General features: G+C 60.0%; 16 protein-coding genes. 12 read left to right on the forward strand and 4 right to left on the reverse strand.

What is annotated here, in order from left to right:
- Nucleotides 1–66: 66 nt before the first annotated feature.
- Nucleotides 67–1,266, reverse strand: a complete 1,200-nt coding sequence (locus HTT03_RS10370) for a substrate-binding domain-containing protein (protein ID WP_174859717.1) — start codon at nucleotides 1,264–1,266, stop codon at nucleotides 67–69.
- Between the two features lie 98 nt (nucleotides 1,267–1,364).
- On the opposite strand from HTT03_RS10370, the gene HTT03_RS10375 reads away from it, so the two are divergent.
- On the forward strand, nucleotides 1,365–1,970 hold the full coding sequence (locus HTT03_RS10375; protein WP_174859718.1) for a LuxR C-terminal-related transcriptional regulator: 606 nt from the start codon (nucleotides 1,365–1,367) through the stop codon (nucleotides 1,968–1,970).
- A gap of 15 nt (nucleotides 1,971–1,985) precedes the next feature.
- Here the strand turns inward: HTT03_RS10375 and HTT03_RS10380 are convergent, their stop codons facing one another.
- On the reverse strand, nucleotides 1,986–2,240 hold the full coding sequence (locus HTT03_RS10380; protein ID WP_174859719.1) for a hypothetical protein: 255 nt from the start codon (nucleotides 2,238–2,240) through the stop codon (nucleotides 1,986–1,988).
- Nucleotides 2,241–2,531: 291 nt separating this feature from the next.
- On the opposite strand from HTT03_RS10380, the gene HTT03_RS10385 reads away from it, so the two are divergent.
- Nucleotides 2,532–5,057 carry a PAS domain-containing sensor histidine kinase gene (locus HTT03_RS10385; RefSeq protein ID WP_174859720.1) on the forward strand — a complete coding sequence of 842 codons (2,526 nt, stop codon included), beginning with the start codon at nucleotides 2,532–2,534 and terminating at the stop codon, nucleotides 5,055–5,057.
- Nucleotides 5,058–5,085: 28 nt separating this feature from the next.
- Entirely contained in the window at nucleotides 5,086–5,685 is a 600-nt protein-coding gene (locus HTT03_RS10390; protein ID WP_343035790.1) for a response regulator transcription factor, read from the forward strand.
- A gap of 140 nt (nucleotides 5,686–5,825) precedes the next feature.
- Here the strand turns inward: HTT03_RS10390 and HTT03_RS10395 are convergent, their stop codons facing one another.
- A complete protein-coding gene (locus tag HTT03_RS10395) occupies nucleotides 5,826–6,947 on the reverse strand; it encodes a Do family serine endopeptidase (RefSeq protein WP_174859721.1) in 1,122 nt (373 codons plus the stop codon).
- Nucleotides 6,948–7,108: 161 nt separating this feature from the next.
- Between HTT03_RS10395 and HTT03_RS10400 the strand changes: the two genes are divergently transcribed.
- The 6 genes from HTT03_RS10400 (at nucleotide 7,109) to HTT03_RS10425 (ending at nucleotide 12,802) form a co-directional block, all read left to right on the forward strand.
- Nucleotides 7,109–7,780 carry a response regulator gene (locus HTT03_RS10400; protein ID WP_174859722.1) on the forward strand — a complete coding sequence of 224 codons (672 nt, stop codon included), beginning with the start codon at nucleotides 7,109–7,111 and terminating at the stop codon, nucleotides 7,778–7,780.
- Nucleotides 7,777–9,126 carry an ATP-binding protein gene (locus HTT03_RS10405; protein WP_174859723.1) on the forward strand — a complete coding sequence of 450 codons (1,350 nt, stop codon included), beginning with the start codon at nucleotides 7,777–7,779 and terminating at the stop codon, nucleotides 9,124–9,126. The genes HTT03_RS10400 and HTT03_RS10405 overlap by 4 nt, the downstream gene beginning before the upstream one ends.
- A gap of 90 nt (nucleotides 9,127–9,216) precedes the next feature.
- The gene (locus HTT03_RS10410; RefSeq protein WP_174859724.1) at nucleotides 9,217–10,635 is read left to right on the forward strand and encodes a cytochrome ubiquinol oxidase subunit I; all 1,419 of its coding nucleotides are present in this window, start codon (nucleotides 9,217–9,219) and stop codon (nucleotides 10,633–10,635) included.
- 1 nt (nucleotide 10,636) lies between these two features.
- The gene (gene cydB, locus HTT03_RS10415) at nucleotides 10,637–11,644 is read left to right on the forward strand and encodes a cytochrome d ubiquinol oxidase subunit II (RefSeq protein ID WP_174859725.1); all 1,008 of its coding nucleotides are present in this window, start codon (nucleotides 10,637–10,639) and stop codon (nucleotides 11,642–11,644) included.
- Entirely contained in the window at nucleotides 11,644–11,754 is a 111-nt protein-coding gene (locus HTT03_RS10420) for a DUF2474 family protein (RefSeq protein ID WP_174859726.1), read from the forward strand. The genes cydB and HTT03_RS10420 overlap by 1 nt, the downstream gene beginning before the upstream one ends.
- An 82-nt stretch (nucleotides 11,755–11,836) precedes the next feature.
- Nucleotides 11,837–12,802, forward strand: coding sequence for an NADPH:quinone oxidoreductase family protein (locus tag HTT03_RS10425; protein WP_174859727.1), 966 nt, complete (start codon nucleotides 11,837–11,839; stop codon nucleotides 12,800–12,802).
- On the opposite strand, the gene HTT03_RS10430 is transcribed toward HTT03_RS10425, so the two are convergent.
- On the reverse strand, nucleotides 12,799–13,779 hold the full coding sequence (locus tag HTT03_RS10430; protein ID WP_174859728.1) for a DMT family transporter: 981 nt from the start codon (nucleotides 13,777–13,779) through the stop codon (nucleotides 12,799–12,801). The two genes, HTT03_RS10425 and HTT03_RS10430, sit on opposite strands and share 4 nt — an antisense overlap.
- 102 nt (nucleotides 13,780–13,881) lie before the next feature.
- On the opposite strand from HTT03_RS10430, the gene HTT03_RS10435 reads away from it, so the two are divergent.
- The 3 genes from HTT03_RS10435 to HTT03_RS10445 all read left to right on the forward strand — a co-directional run bounded on the left by HTT03_RS10435 (nucleotide 13,882) and on the right by HTT03_RS10445 (nucleotide 16,154).
- Nucleotides 13,882–14,403 carry an SRPBCC family protein gene (locus HTT03_RS10435; RefSeq protein WP_174859729.1) on the forward strand — a complete coding sequence of 174 codons (522 nt, stop codon included), beginning with the start codon at nucleotides 13,882–13,884 and terminating at the stop codon, nucleotides 14,401–14,403.
- 63 nt (nucleotides 14,404–14,466) lie between these two features.
- Entirely contained in the window at nucleotides 14,467–15,396 is a 930-nt protein-coding gene (locus tag HTT03_RS10440; RefSeq protein ID WP_174859730.1) for an ABC transporter ATP-binding protein, read from the forward strand.
- Nucleotides 15,393–16,154 (forward strand): ABC transporter permease, encoded by a 762-nt coding sequence (locus HTT03_RS10445; RefSeq protein WP_067629772.1) that lies wholly within the window; start codon nucleotides 15,393–15,395, stop codon nucleotides 16,152–16,154. Before HTT03_RS10440 ends, HTT03_RS10445 begins: the two co-directional genes overlap by 4 nt.
- Nucleotides 16,155–16,174 lie beyond the last annotated feature (20 nt).

Below are 16,174 nucleotides of genomic sequence, written 5' to 3' on the forward strand. Positions count from 1 at the left end.
GGGAAACCTTTGCGCGGCGAGAGTTGGCCCGCCCCGATACGGGGCGGGGCAAGCTTTCATCCGTCGTTAGTCGTTCGTACGGCCGATGGGGATGTCCATCTCATCCGCTTCGATGATGCGCACCAGATCGGGGATCGCCCAATCGACGTTCTCATCGACGCGGATTTTGAAGTGTACCATGGACTGCAACGCCTGATGGTCTTCCGGGCGGAAGGTCATGGTGCCTTTGGGGGTCTCCCATGACATGCCTTCCATCGCAGCGATTAGGTCTTCGGTCTCAAGGCTGTCAGCCGTCTCAATCGCTTTGACCGCGGCCAGCGCCGCCGACATGCCGCCTGCGGTGAAGAAGTCAGGCGGGCTGTCGAAACGCTCCTGGTGGGTCTTGACCAACCAGTCGTTCACCGGGTTGTTGTAGGCCTCGTAGTAGTAATAGACCGCGCCTTCCATGCCGGGGAAACGCTTGTAGGTCGGCAGCACCGGCAGGATATGCCCGCCCATGGAAATCTCAATGCCGTGGCGCGACGGGTCCAGCGCTTGGATCTTGCCCGGCGCGTCACCGCCCCCGGCGATATAGACGAGGATCACTTTGCGGCCGTCCTTGTCCTTCAGCGCGTTAAACATCCGTTCCGCCGCTGCGGTGAAATCGGCGGTGCCTTGGGGGACGAATTCCTCGGTCACCACGGTGGCGCCGGTGCCTTCCAGTGCGGCTTTGAAGGCGTCGATCCCGTCATGACCAAAGGCATAGTCCTCGGCGATGGTGGCGACAAAGAGGTTCTCGTCAGGCTGCAACGCCAAAGCCTGCGCCTGCATGTCCATTGAGGAGTTGCGCGAGGTCTTAAAGACATAGCGGTTGCTGTCCGGCCCAGTGAGACTGTCGGCCACCGCAGGCTCGACGATCAGGATTTTCTCGTATTCCTCGGCAATCGGCAGCATCCCCTTGGCCACGCCTGATGAAGTCGAGCCGATGGCCATCAGCACCTCGTCGTCGCCGTAAGCTTCGGCCAACACGGCGCGGGCGACATCGGGTTTAAACTGCGTGTCCTTGATGATGAGCTCAATGGGGTGGCCCTTGACGGTGTTCGTCCCGTCTGTGGCATATTCGATGCCAAGCTCGAATCCGGTTTGCGCCTGTTTGGAGAAGGCTTCGAAACTGCTGCCAGAGATCCCGTGCACGAGGGCGATCTTGATCGGGTCTTCGGCCCAAGCCGCGCTGGCAAATGCCGCAACACTTGCCGTCACGGCGGCGATCCGCGTGAGTGTCTTCATGGTATCCTCCCTGAACGGATGGTGGGCGCTGTTGCGCCGCACAAACCCGTCGTCTAGCTTAGAATTTCAGCATCCGAGAATAAACCAAACGGGGCAAGATGGTGGAAATACGTACCGATGATTGCTTTCGCGACGGACGCTTTGCCGAACTGGCATTCATCCATGCGCCGATTGGGCTGGTGGTCACCCAAAACCGTCTGATCCGCGATTGCAACAACGCCTTTGCGCAGATGTTCGGCTATACGCGCGAGGATCTGCGCGATCAGCTGTTCTCGATGCTCTACCCTTCGGACGAAGAGTTTAAGAACATCCGCGACCGGGGCGTGAACCAACTGCGCGAGACGAACACATATTGGGATGAGCGCATCATGGCACGTCAGGACGGCAGCCTGTTCTGGTGCCGGGTGCGGGGCCATTCTTTTACACCCGACAGCCCTTTGGAACGTGCGGTCTGGAGCTTTGCGGACCTATCGAGCGAGCGGCCCTATCTGCCGCTCACCCGCCGGGAACGGGAAATTCTGAGCCATCTGGCCGAAGGGCTGACCAGCAAGGAAATCGCCATCAACCTCGATATCTCGCACCGCACGGTGGAGGTGTACCGCGCCAAGCTGCTCAAGAAATTCGGGGTCAGCAACACCAGTGGGCTATTCCACTCGCTGGGCGGGATCGACAGTGATCATGTGGTGTCAAACAGCCAGAAATAAGCCGCGACGCAAATTCTAGCGCGGATCACCCTGTTCGGGGTCATTGTCCATGCTGCGGGCCTGCGCCGAAGACGCAACGGGGCATGTCTCGCTGTTTTCGTCTGCGTCTTGCTGCGCAGCTTCGTCCTCTGTCGTGCCTTCAGGCAGGGACGCCACAAGCGCGTCGGCCTGTGCATAGAGCGCACGAATCTCCATCAATTCTTTTTCCGAGGGACCGCGCGAGGCGGGTTTGGTAGGGGCTTTGTTGCCGCTCTCCGTTTTTTTATTCACTGCAAGGGTACCGTATGTTGTCAGAAGAGTGTCGTGCCATGGCCCGACAACAAAAGATCATAACGACCTCTTTTTGCGTGTTCCATTGGGCCTTGCCCTGAACGTATCGGGGAATACCCGCACAAATGACCGTAACAGTTTGATAGTAAGCGATTAAAATTTTGAAAATTCTAAGCCGGGACCTAAGGACAAGGGGACGCAGCTGCGATCAGGCCAAAGAGGTCAGGGTTTCCCCCAATAGACAAACTCCTGCAAAAGCACGAGGTTTAGCGCGGAAAGCAGAGGTGTTTAATGAGTTTGGTCGCAGCGTTCACGCTGATCGTCCTATGTGGTATCGTCATCCTATCCGCCGTTCTCGCGCGGCAGACGGGCGATCCGGTAAACCGTTATGGCATTGGCGCCGGGGTGGCTGTGCTGCTGCTGGAAGGCGCCGTGATTGCAGGGACACCTTCGGGAGAGACAGGGTGGGTATATAACCACCCCGCAGAGATTGTGCTGGCTCTGGCGCTTTTCGCGGTGTTGATGGCCCTAGGCCTGCGGCTTCACCGCACGCGCCGAATGGGGCAGATCATTGATCCAAGTCCGGATGGAAGCAACCACCTGCAAGGCTTGCTTAACAGTATCCCGATGGAGGTCGCCTTTGTCACCCCCGATTGGCGCTACGGCTTTGTAAACGATGCCTATTGTCAGGCCATTGGTCTGCATCGCTCTGACATAATTGGCCAGCACCCTTCGCAGATCATAGGCGCAGACGTATTCCCGCAAATCAAAGACAATCTGGATAAGGCATTCTCGGGCGAGCAGGTGACGTGGCTTTTCAACGGCACCCGCCCCCTGTTGCAGCGAACCGAAGGATCAGCGGTCTACCAACCTTTGATGGACCGAGAGCAGGTCGTCGGGGTCTTGGTGATCGTGATGGACCGCTCCTCTTTGCAAGACGCAGCACAGCAGGCCGAATTCAGCGAGGCCAAACACGCGTTGGCAGCCGAAGTCGCCGGGGTTGGCTACCTCGAATGGGACAGCGCGGGGGCATTGGTTGATGTCTCCCCTGAGGTGGAAGAACTACTGGGTCGCGACGCGCGCACTCTGAGCGAGATGTGGCAGCAGGGGCAGCGTTTTGTCGATCCGCGCAGCCGTGCTACGCTCAGCTACAACCTGCAAAGGGCAGGCCGCCAACCGCGCGACGTGATAGAGACGCTCAAGTTCCTGACCGAAAACGGGCGGCAGATTGAGCTTCGCTCGTCCATGCGTCGGGTCGAAGGACGTGGTGGGGTGCGGCTCTTGGCCGCGATCCAAGACGTCACGGAGCAACAGCGCGTGCTAAATGAACTGGTCGAGAGTGAAACCCGATTCCGCGACTTCGCCGCGAGTGCGACAGATTGGGTCTGGGAGATGGACGTGAACCGACGGTTCACCTTTCTGTCTGGCGGCGGACGCCAAACGGATGAGGGCGCGCCGTTTTTCCATTTGGGCAGCACCTTTGCCGAGGCTAATGTTGCCCGCGATCTTGGCGATTATGACCTGCTGCAACAACGACTTGCGACGCAGGCACCATTTCGGGACCTGCGTTTAGTTATTCCGCAACCGGGTGGCAACAGCCGAAAAATCGACATGTCAGGAAAGCCTTTTTTCGACAGCAGCGGCGCATTGGCGGGCTATCGCGGTACCTGTTTCGACATGACGGAAATCGCAGCAGCACGCAGCGAACGACAAGGGGCGCTTGAGGCCTTGGCGCTGGCGTTCGAAAATATCTCAACCATGGTGGCGCTTTTCGATGCCGAGGACCGTTTGGTCTATTGCAACGACAAATACCGCGCCAGTTTTTTGGGGCTGAATGGTGGGGATATCATCGGGTGGCATTTCGATGAATTGCTTGAGCATTTTGTCAATACCGGGCAACTGAAGGCCTCTGGTGATAAGCGGAGCCGCTGGATGCAGCGACGGCGCAACCGTCGCGCTGAGCCTGCACAGTTCTTGCGTGAAGAATCTTGGGATGGCCGCTGGCTGGAGGTGACGGATTACCTCTTGGCGGCAGGGGGGCTGCTGACCATCGCCGCCGACATTACCGAACGGGTCTCTGGCGAAGAACGTCTGCATCATCATGAAAACGCGCTGCAACTGCTTAACCGCCGAGAGACGCTGGGCCAGATGACTGCCGCGATTGCCCATGAGTTGAACCAGCCCTTGTCGGCTATTCACAATTTTGCGGCAGGCTGTGTTTTGCGGGCCAAGAACAACCAGTTGGAACGCGACGATATGATCGCAGTGCTGAGTAGTATGCAAAGTCAGTCAGAACGGGCGAGCGCGATTTTGCGCTCGATGTCGAACTATTTGCACAGTGACCCGGCGGATTATGTGACGGTGCCGTTTGACGAGCTTTTGCGCTCCGTGCGGCTGCTGATCCAACCCGAAAGCGCGGCCACTGGTGTGGCGGTCGTGATCGAAGACGGCTGCGATGGCACACCGCTTCACTGCGCGCGCATTGAGATTGAGCAGCTGTTAATCAACTTGATCAAGAATGGGATAGAGGCTTGTCGCGAATCTGGCCGTTCAGACGCCGAGGTCAAAGTGACCGCCTGGTGTGACGAAGATGATATAGTTGTCGATGTCTGCGATGGTGGGATGGGATTTGCGCAAGATATGCCTATTGAAAAGGCGTTTACGGCCTTTAGATCGACCAAAGCTAAAGGACTGGGCGTGGGGTTGGCGATCTGCGAAACGATCGCGGAATCTCATGGTGGGTCCATCCAAGTGACGAAATCGAACGAAACGGGGGCCTGCTTGACCGTACGCCTACCGCTTGTCGTACAGGAGTAAGCTGATCGAAAACGCGATCGTATATATAGTGGATGATGACGCAGCGGTGCGGGAATCCTTGGTTTGGTTGTTGGGGTCCGTCGGATTGCGCACCGTGGCTTTTGACAGCGCAAGTGCCTTTCTTGAGACTTATGAAGATGAGGGAGTGTGCTGTCTGGTAAGCGATGTGCGCATGCCCGGGATGAGCGGGCTCGAATTGCAAAAGGCGCTGATCGCACAGCAACTCGAAATGCCGGTCATCTTAATGACTGCCTTTGGGGATGTTTCAACTGCGGTAAAGGCTATGAAAGCCGGTGCGGTGGATTTTATCGAAAAGCCCTATAGCAACCAGGATATGCTCGATCTGATCAACGCAGCGCTTTTGGCGGATGCGGCACGGCGCCAGTCAACGGCGGCAGCGCAGGAAGGGGCGCAGATGCTGGCCCGACTGACGCCGCAGGAACACCGCGTGTTTGAACGTGTGGTCACGGGAAAATCGAACCGTGAAATTGCGAGCGAAATGGATATTTCGGTCAAAACGGTTGAGGTACATCGCGCGCGGGTCATGCGCAAACTCGAAGCCGGCTCGGTCGCTGATCTTGTACGGTTCCATCTAAGCAGCAGCGACGAGCCTAGCGCCAACGGTTAAACGGTCCTTTTCCCCTGCGCCGCATATAAAGAGCCCCGGCGCTTGGGGACGCCGGGGCAGGCACCCCCGACCAGGGACGGGGGCGGTGGTTTCCCAGCGGCAGGAGAGGCGCCGGGAAACGTTGGTTAGGCGAGCGTTAGTCAGGCAGGCTTTGCTTCCAGAGCGCCGACGGTCACATCGAGGGTCTCTTCGGTGCCCTTGCGCAGTACAACAACCTCAGCCGTTGCATCGGGCGATGTGGTAGCGACAGCGCGGGTCAGGTCGCGCAGATCAATGATCTCCTCGCCGCCAAAGGAGAGGATGATATCGCCCTTCTTCAGCCCCGCTTCGGCCGCCGGGCTGTCGTCAGAGATGGCCTCAATCACCGCGCCGCGTGGTTCATCGTACCCCAGCACATTGGCAACTTCCGGCGTCATCGGGCGGATTTGCACGCCAAGCCAACCACGTTCCACCGCGCCGTCATCGGCAAGGTCCGCGACGATGGTCTGCACCAGATCAGACGGCACCGAAAAGCCGATCCCCACAGAGCCGCCACCGGGCGACAGGATCGCCGTGTTCACACCAACAACTTCGCCTGCGTTGTTAAACAAAGGCCCGCCGGAGTTGCCGCGATTGATCGCTGCGTCGGTCTGGATGAAGTCATCGAATGGCCCGGCCTGAATGTCCCGCGACAAAGCGGAAACGATGCCCGAAGTCACCGTGCCACCAAGGCCAAAGGGGTTGCCCACGGCCACGACCTCATCCCCCACACGCAGGGATTTGGAGGTGCCAAAGTCGACCTTGGGCAGTTCCACATCCGCGGTCACTTTCAGCAGGGCGATGTCTGTCATCGCATCGCTGCCGACCACTTCGGCGTCGAAACTGCGGCCATCGGCAAGTTTGACAGTCACCTTTTCAGCACCCGCCACGACATGGTGGTTGGTCACGATCTGCCCGTCTTCCGAGATGATGAACCCTGAGCCCAGCCCTTGGCGCGGGGCGGGAGCTGCGCCGTTCTGGCCGGGCAGCATCTGTTCAAAGCGGCGACGCAGTTCTTCGGGCATGCCGGGGGGGAGCTGCTGTTGAATTTGCGCGCTGTCCTGTTTTGCGGTCACTTCGATAAAGACCACGGCGGGAGAGACCGCTTCGACCAGATCCGCATAACCGCCTGCCGGAACGGCAAATGCCGCCGAAGGCGTAAGCGCCAGCATCGGGGTGGCAGCGACGGCGGCGCTGAGCGCAAGGGCGGCGGCGCGGGGGGCCTTGGAGAGTGTCTTGTTCATAGGATGCTCCTTGCTGTGCATTCGTGTTTCTGACGCCCTATCTGGGGCGTGCGTTTTACAGCGCTGTCGCGGGCGCTATACAAATTTGTGAGAATACAGGCGGTGGGATGTGCGGCGGGCAGATTTGCCCTAATCCTTGGCCAATCCTACATGAGAGAGCGATGAAACTGCTTGTTGTCGAAGACGATACCACCACCAGCACCTATATCGCGCGGGGCCTGCGCGAAGAGGGGCATACGGTAGATGTGGTGGCAGATGGCCGGGACGGTTTGGTGCAGGCCACCACCGGGGCTTATGACGTGCTGATCCTTGATCGGATGCTGCCAGAGTTGGACGGTCTGACGCTTTTGAAAACCCTGCGCGGCGCGGGAAACAAGACACCGGTGCTGCTGCTCACGGCGATGGGCGCGGTCGAGGATCGGATCGATGGGCTGAACGCCGGGGCGGATGACTACTTGGTCAAACCCTTTGCCTTTGGCGAGTTGTCAGCGCGGGTTAACGCATTGGCGCGCCGTCCACAGGCGTTGGAACAGGAAACCACGCTGCGGGCGGGTGATCTGACAATGGACCTCATCAGCCGTCGCGTCACCCGCGCAGGGCAAGAGATAGACTTGCTGCCGCGGGAGTTTGCCCTGCTGGAGCATCTGCTGCGCCGCCGGGGCAGGGTGCAGACGCGCACCATGCTGCTTGAAGCGGTCTGGGATATCTCCTTTGACCCGATGACCAATGTGGTTGAAACCCACATCAGCCGGTTGCGCGCCAAGGTTGACCGGCCTTTTGATACCGAGCTGATCCAAACCGTGCGCGGCGCAGGCTATAGGATCGACGCGTGAAGGCGCGGCTCGCGGGGCTTTGGCGCTCCATGCCTTTGCGGCTGGCGCTGTTGTTGGTGCTGCTTTTCGCCACGGTCAGCCTGCTAAGCCTTGCGGGCAGCTATGCGGTAACGCAGCGGTCTTTTGAACAGGCCATTCGCGCCGATCTGGCGCAGGATATGGCGGGGTTTCGCGCCGCGCCAAGCGCGGGCGCGCTCGCCCGTTTGGTTGAGGCGGAATCGCGGGCGACTGACCCGAACCGGTTGATCCTCAGCTACATTGGTCCGGACGGGCGCATCTATGGCAATGGCGCGATTGCGCGAGATGATGAAGGCTATCACATCGTGTCGCTGGGGGCGGCGCGGACGCAGTACACCGGCGTCTATCTGACCTTGACCGACACGCTTTATGGGGGCCTGCTGACCATCGCCCGCAGCCGGGCAGAGATTACCGCGCTGCGCGAAGTCTTTGTGAACATTCTACTGGTGAGTCTGATGCCCACGGTGTTGATCGCGCTGTCGGGTGGGTTGATCCTCGCACGGCGCTCCAAACGCCATGTGGAGGTGATCCGTGGCACCTTGGATCGTTTGACCACCGGCGATCTGGCAGCGAGGGTGACGCCGGGACCGCGCTGGTCTGACGATCTGTCGCGGATCGGCGAAGCGGTGAACCAGATGGCGCGTGCGCAGGAAACCTCGGTCGCGGCGCTGCGGCAGGTGTCTTTGGACATCGCCCATGATCTGAAAACACCGATCCAACGGGTCTCGGTGCATCTTGACGATTTGGCCCGCGCGCAGGAAGAGAGGTCTGACCCAAGTGAGCCGCTCGCCCGTGCCCGGGCCGAGTTGGACGGGATCGCCGCGATATTCCAAGCCCTGTTGCAACTGGCTCAGGTAGAAAGCGGCGACGCGCGGGCGCATTTCGCTCCGGTCGATCTGGTGGCCCTGTGCCGCACCATCAGCGAATTGTTCGAGCCAGCCGCCGCCGAGCAGGGCAAGACGCTGGTGTGTGATCTGCCGCAAAACCCAGTCACAGTCTCCGGAGACCGCACATTGATCGGGCAGATGCTGGCCAACCTGATCGAAAACGCCCTGCGCCATACCGGCGATGCCGCGCGGGTAACGGTGAGCTTGCAGCAGACCGAGGAGGCGGTGCAGCTAAGCGTGGCAGATGACGGCCCCGGCATCCCTGTTGAGGACCGCAAGCGCGTGTTGCAACGGCTTTACCGATTGGACCGCAGCCGCGGCACAGCAGGGCATGGGTTGGGCCTGGCACTGGTTGACGGCGTGGCGAAATTGCATGGTGCGGCGCTTAATCTTTACGACAACAACCCCGGCCTGCGCGTGGTGGTGCGGTTTCACGTTTAGCAGCGGCGTTGCACGGCTGCGGCAATTTATCCTGTGCCGTTGCACGGTTGTCGGCTTATATGGAGCCTAACACAACACGCGGGGCTTATCATGCTCGACGGATTTACCGCCGAAATTCTGGCACGGGTGCAATTTGCATTCACGATCTCGTTCCACATCATCTTTCCGGCATTTTCGATCGGGTTGGCCAGTTACCTCGCCGTGCTCAACGCCCTTTGGTTGTGGAAGCGGGACGAGACCTATCTGAACCTGTTCAACTACTGGAAAAAGATCTTCGCCGTGGCCTTTGGCATGGGCGTGGTGTCGGGCATTGTCATGTCCTATCAGATTGGCACCAACTGGTCTGTTTTCTCGGACAAGGCCGGGCCGGTTGTCGGCCCCCTGATGGCCTATGAGGTGCTGTCTGCCTTCTTCCTTGAGGCTGGGTTTCTAGGCATCATGCTGTTTGGCCGCAAACGGGTGGGCGATGGGCTGCATATGTTCGCCACTGCATTGGTGGCGCTTGGCACCCTGGCATCTGCAACTTGGATTTTGTCCGTTAACTCTTGGATGCAGACGCCAGCCGGGTTCAGCATGAACGATCTGGGCCAGTTCATCCCCGAGGGTTGGTGGGCGATCGTTTTCAACCCCTCCTTCCCCTATCGTTTGGTGCATATGGTGCTGGCGGCCTATCTGACAACGGCGCTGGTTGTGGGCGCGGTTGGCGGGCTGCATTTGCTGCGGGACCAAGCCAACGCGGCCGCACGGCGCATGTTCTCTATGGCGATGTGGATGCTGGTGGTGGTGACGCCCTTGCAGATCTTCGCAGGCGACTTGCACGGTTTGAACACGCTCGAGCACCAGCCGGTCAAGATCATGGCGATGGAGGGGCATTACGACAGCCACCCCGACGGTGCGCCGCTGATCCTCTTTGGTATTCCCAACGCCGAGGAAAAGCGTATCGACTATGCTGTTCAAATTCCCAAACTGTCATCGCTGATCCTAAAACATGACTTGAACGCCCCCCTAGACGGGTTGGACACGATCCCCGAAGAGGATCAGCCACCCGTCGCCATCGTTTTCTGGTCTTTCCGCATTATGATTGCACTTGGCTTTGCGATGCTGGGGCTGGGCCTTTGGGCGGCTTTCGCGCGGGTGCGCGGGCGGCTTTATGACGCGCCGATGCTGCATCGACTGGCCTTGCTGATGGGGCCAACCGGGTTCATGGCCGTGCTGGCAGGCTGGATCACGACCGAGGTCGGGCGGCAGCCCTTTACCGTCTATGGCCTGCTGCGCACGTCCGATAGTTTGGCCCCCGTCGCGGCGCCCGCGGTGGCGGCATCGCTCATGGCCTTTATCGTGGTTTATTTCTTCGTTTTCGGGGCAGGCACTTGGTACATCGTATCCATGATGCGCAAACCGGTGGCGGATCACGTGCTCGAAGATGAACGCGACATCGCGCAAGGCGATGGGCCAGTGCTGGCCGTTGGCGAAGAGGCCGCCGTACGCAATAGCCCGAAGGAGAGCTGACATGCTGGGACTGGAACTCTCATTCATCTGGGCGGGGATCATTGCGGGAGCGGTGCTGATCTATGTCATCCTCGATGGCTTCGATCTGGGCGTCGGGCTGCTTTTCCCGATGACCAAGGACGAGGGCGAGCGCAATGTGATGATGAACTCCGTAGCACCCATCTGGGACGGCAACGAGACATGGTTGGTGCTGGGCGGCGGCGGGCTGTTTGCGGTGTTTCCGCTGGCCTATGCGGTGGTGATGCCCGCGCTTTACATGCCGATCATCCTGATGCTCTTGGGGCTGATCTTTCGCGGCGTGGCCTTTGAGTATCGCTGGCGCACGAAACGGTGGAAGCCGCTGTGGGATATGGCCTTTTTCGGGGGCTCACTGGTTGCTTCCTTCTGTCAGGGCATCGCGCTCGGTGCGCTGGTACAGGGCATCGAGATCGAAGGCCGCGCCTATGCGGGCGGTTGGTGGGACTGGCTCACGCCCTTTTCGATCTTGACCGGCGTTGCGGTGACGGTGGGCTACGCGTTGCTGGGGGCCACATGGCTCAACATGAAACTGGAGGGCCGTATCCAACAGCACATGCGTAGATTGGCTTGGCCGTTGGCCCTTGCCACGCTGGTTTTCATGGCTCTGGTCAGCCTGTGGACGCCCTTTAAGGATGCAGTCTATTTCGAGCGGTGGTTCGCATGGCCTACGTCCTTGTTCAGTGGTGTCGTGCCGCTGTTGGTCGCCCTTGCCGCCTTTGGCATGTTGCGCGGGTTGCAGCGCAAGGGGGACAAACAGCCGTTCTTTTGTGCGCTGGCGCTGTTCGTGCTGGGGTTCATCGGCATCGGGATCAGCTTTTACCCGCATATCGTCCCGCCCAGCCTGACCATCGCCGAAGCCGCGGCCCCCGATGAGAGCCTGATCTTCACGCTGGTTGGCACGCTGATCCTGTTGCCGATCATCCTGACCTATACCGCCTATGCCTATTGGGTGTTTCGCGGCAAGGTGGACCCGGAAGAGGGCTATCACTGATGGGCAAATGGCTCAAACGCAGCGGCTGGTTCGTGGCGCTTTGGTTGGCCAGTGTCGCCTTGCTTACGGTGGTAGCCTACGCAATCCGGTTGGTGATTATGCCCGGCTGACGCAGCGACGCGGGGGCTGGGCCTTGCCAAGCGCCTGCGCTTCTGGCCTTTTCGGCGCAAAGCAGCACGAAAGGACAGCCCGATGCGCGCCATGCAAGTCACCGCCTATGACGAACCGCTCACCCTGCAAGAGCTTGAGATGCCCATGCCGGGGCAGGGCGAGGTGCTGATCCAAGTCGATACCTGTGGGCTGAACTTTGGCGACCTGCTGATCATCAAAGGCACCTATCAGGAAAAGCCGCCGCTGCCCTTCACCTTGGGGATGGAGATGGCCGGCACGATCACCGCTTTGGGCGAAGGGGTCGATCACCTGCAAGTTGGCCAGCGTGTCGCGGCCTACACCGGATTTAACGGGCTCGCAGAATATGCGGCCATCCCCGCCGCCGTCTGTGTGCCGATCCCCGAAGAGATGACCTCTGTCGACGCGGCGGCCTTCCTGATCGCCTATGGCACCAGCCACGTGGCGCTCGATTATAAGGCGCGGCTGCAACCGGGTGAGCGGCTGTTGGTCTTGGGCGCTTCGGGGGGCATTGGCCTAACGGCGGTGGAACTGGGCAAGCTGATGGGGGCTGAGGTGATTGCCGTGGCACGCGGCGCAGACAAGCTTGCGGTCTGCAAAGAAGCGGGCGCCGATCACCTGATCAATTCCGAGACCGACGACATCCGCGCCATCGTCAAGGAGTTGGGCGGCGCCGATGTGGTCTATGACCCGGTGGGTGGTGACCAGTTCAAAGCCGCCATGCGCGCCTGCAACCCCGAAGCGCGGCTGATCCCCCTAGGCTTCGCCAGTGGCGAAGTCCCGCAGGTCCCGGCCAATATCCTGCTGGTCAAAAACCTCACCGTCTTGGGCTTTTACTGGGGTGGCTATGCCAAGATCAAACCCTCGGTCCTGACCGACAGTTTCGCCGAGCTGATCAAATGGTATGTCGCCGGAAAGCTGAAACCCCATGTCAGCAACGTCATGCCACTGGAACAGGCCAACGAAGCGCTGGCCCTGCTGCGCGACCGCAAGGCGACGGGCAAGGTGGTGGTCGAGGTGGCGCGCTAGGCCCGCCGCCCGCCTTGCAAACGTGTCACGCGCAGCGCCTTCTGGCGCTCGCGTAGGTAGACGAAAAGACCCGAAGCGAGGATCAGCGCGATCCCGACCCAAACCTCCCACACCGGCAGGTCACCGAAAATCACGAAGCCCCAGAACACCGCCAGCGGCAGGCCGATATACTCAAAGGGCGCCACGGTGGCCGCATCGCCCAACCTGTAGGCTTGGCTCAAGCAATAGCCGATCAGCGCGATGTTCAGGCCGATGCCGAGGAAGGTGAGGTAATCCTCCTCCGCCGGCCAAACCCATGCCCGCAGCAAGAATTGCAGTGACGCGCTGCTGCCCGCATCCACGAACCGCCCATCGCCCGCGATCAGGAAAAACCCCAGCGACACTGCGACAAAGGCCATTTGAATATAGACCATCAGCGCCGAAGCTTTGGAGTTCACGCCCAGCTTGCGGGTCATCAATTGGTTCAGCGCATAGGTCAGTGCCGCCAGTACCGGCAGCAGCAGAACCCAGCGGGACACCTCAAGCGTCGCCGTGCTGGCCCAAGGCCGCATCATGATGACCACGCCGATGAACCCGACGATCACAGCGCCAAGACGCAGCGGGCCGACCTTCTCGCCCAAAAGCGGGATCGAGAGCAGTGTGATGAACAAAGGTGCGGCGAAGAACAGCGCGGTGGCCTCAGCCAGTGGCAGGACAGACAGCGCGAGAAAGAACGACATATTCGAGACCACGATCAGCAACCCGCGCAGTAGATGCAGCCCCGGCTGGCGTGTCTTGAGCAGGTTAAACCCGCCTTCGAGCTTGACCAGCACCAACCCCAGCAACAGCCCAATGCCCGAACGGGTAAAGACGATCTGATGCAGCGGATAGCCGCCCGACAGACGTTTGATCAGCATGTCATTGACCGAAATCGCGGCCACGCCGAGAAGGATCAGCCCAATCGCCAGACCGGCGCGGTTATGAGGAGTAGTTGTCATGCTAAAGACCTACCAGCCCGGCGTGAGAGGTCCAGCGCTTTGACATTGGTTTGCGCAGATTTACCCGTTAAGCTGGTGGGATACGCCAGAGGGAGAGCCACCATGCAGATGTCCGACACCCGCCAGATCGCCGCCACCCCCGCCGAGGTCTATGCCGCATTGTTAGACCCTGAGATGCTGCAAACCTGCGTGCCCGGCGCTCAGGATGTCACCGGCTCGGTTGAAGAGGGCTACGACGCCACGGTGGTGCAGAAGGTCGGCCCGGTGAAGGCGACGTTCAAAGGCCATGTGACGCTCTCCGATCTGGTGCCGAATGAGGCGTTGACCATCACAGGCGAGGGCAAGGGCGGCGCTGCCGGTTTCGCCAAGGGGGGCGCGGAGGTTCGGCTGGCTGAGAAGGACGGCGGCACCGAGTTAAGCTACGACGTCGAGGCCAAGGTCGGCGGGAAGCTGGCGCAGCTTGGTAGCCGGATCATCGACGGTTTTGCCAAGAAAATGGCGGATCAGTTTTTCGACAATCTGCAATCCTCGCTCGAAGGTCCGGCCGAGGATGAGGCGGAGCCGGAGACCGCCGAAGAGGATGCCCCCGCCAAAAAGGGCTGGTTCGGCCGCACCAAAACCTGAACCCATCTGTTCACTCAAGCCAAAGCCAGTTAGGTTGCTCCCCTTAGCAAAGCGGAGACGACCATGCCGACCATCGTGGATATTCAGGACCTGCGCAAATCCTACGCGGGCGGTTTCGAGGCGCTCAAAGGGGTCAACTTGCAGATCGAGCAGGGCGAGATTCTGGCCCTTTTAGGCTCCAACGGGGCGGGCAAGACGACGCTGATCTCGACCATCTGCGGCATCACCACCGCGACCAGCGGCAAGGTGACCGTCGGCGGCCATGACATCAAAGACGACTTCCGCGCGGCCCGTTCGATGATCGGGCTGGTCCCGCAGGAGATCAATCTGGAGCCGTTTGAAAAAGTGCTAAACACGGTGCGCTTCTCACGCGGGCTGTTTGGCCGCCCGGCGGATGAGGCGGTGTTGGAGAAAATCCTGCGGCAACTTTCGCTTTGGGACAAGAAAGACAGTCAGATCCGCGAGCTTTCGGGCGGGATGAAACGCCGCGTGCTAATCGCCAAAGCGCTGTCGCATGACCCACAGGTGCTGTTTCTGGACGAGCCTACTGCGGGCGTGGACGTAGAACTGCGCAAGGACATGTGGGAGATCGTGGCGGGGTTGAAAGCCTCGGGCGTGACGATCATCCTGACCACCCATTACATCGAAGAGGCCGAGGCCATCGCCGACCGGATCGGTGTTATCGCCAAGGGTGAATTGCTGCTGGTCGAAGAGAAGAACGCGCTGATGGCGCGGATGGGTAAGAAGCAACTCGAAGTGCAACTGACCGAGCCGATTACCGAAGTGCCGCTGGCGCTGCAGTTGCTGGATGTGGAACTTTCGGCGGACGGGCAATCGCTGATCTACACCTATGACACTAACGCCGAGCGCACGGGAATCACCAAGCTGCTCTCTAAGGTCGCCGAAAGCGGTCTGGTGCTGCAAGACGTGGCGACGCGGCAAAGCAGTCTGGAAGATATCTTCGTCGGTCTGCTTCAGGAGGATGCGGCATGAACTGGACCGCGATCAAAGCCATCTACGCCTTTGAAATGGCGCGTTTCTTCCGCACCATCACGCAAAGCATCATCTCCCCGGTGTTGTCGACCTCGCTGTACTTCGTCGTCTTCGGCGCCGCCATTGGCAGCCGTATCGAAGAGGTCGAGGGCGTAAGCTACGGCGCCTTTATCGTGCCGGGGCTGATCATGCTGAGCGTCATCACGCAGTCGATCTCCAACGCCTCATTCGGTATCTATTTCCCGAAGTTCATCGGCACGGTCTACGAGCTGCTCTCGGCCCCGATCAACTTTTTCGAGATCGTCATCGGCTATGTCGGCGCGGCGGCGACCAAGGCGTTGTTCATCGGCACCATCATCCTGATCACCGCGTTTTTCTTTGTCGATATCACCATCCAGCATCCCATCGCTATGGTGGCCTTCCTGATCCTGACCTGTATCAGCTTCGCGCTGATGGGCTTTATCATCGGCATCTGGGCAGGGAATTTCGAGCAGTTGCAACTGGTGCCGCTTTTGATCGTCACGCCGCTGGTCTTCCTTGGCGGGTCTTTCTATTCGATCTCGATGCTGCCGCCGGTCTGGCAAGTGATCTCGCATTTCAACCCGGTGGTCTATCTGATCTCGGGCTTCCGCTGGGCGTTTTTCGGCTCTGCCGATGTGCCGATCCTCACCAGCCTTGCGGCAATCGCGCTGTTTACCGCGCTTTGCCTTGGCGTGATCTGGTGGATTTTCCGCACCGGCTGGCGTCTGCGGGCCTGAGGGCTGCGAAACTTGGGCGC

The organism is Sulfitobacter maritimus (assembly GCF_013346665.1).
GTDB lineage: Bacteria > Pseudomonadota > Alphaproteobacteria > Rhodobacterales > Rhodobacteraceae > Sulfitobacter > Sulfitobacter maritimus.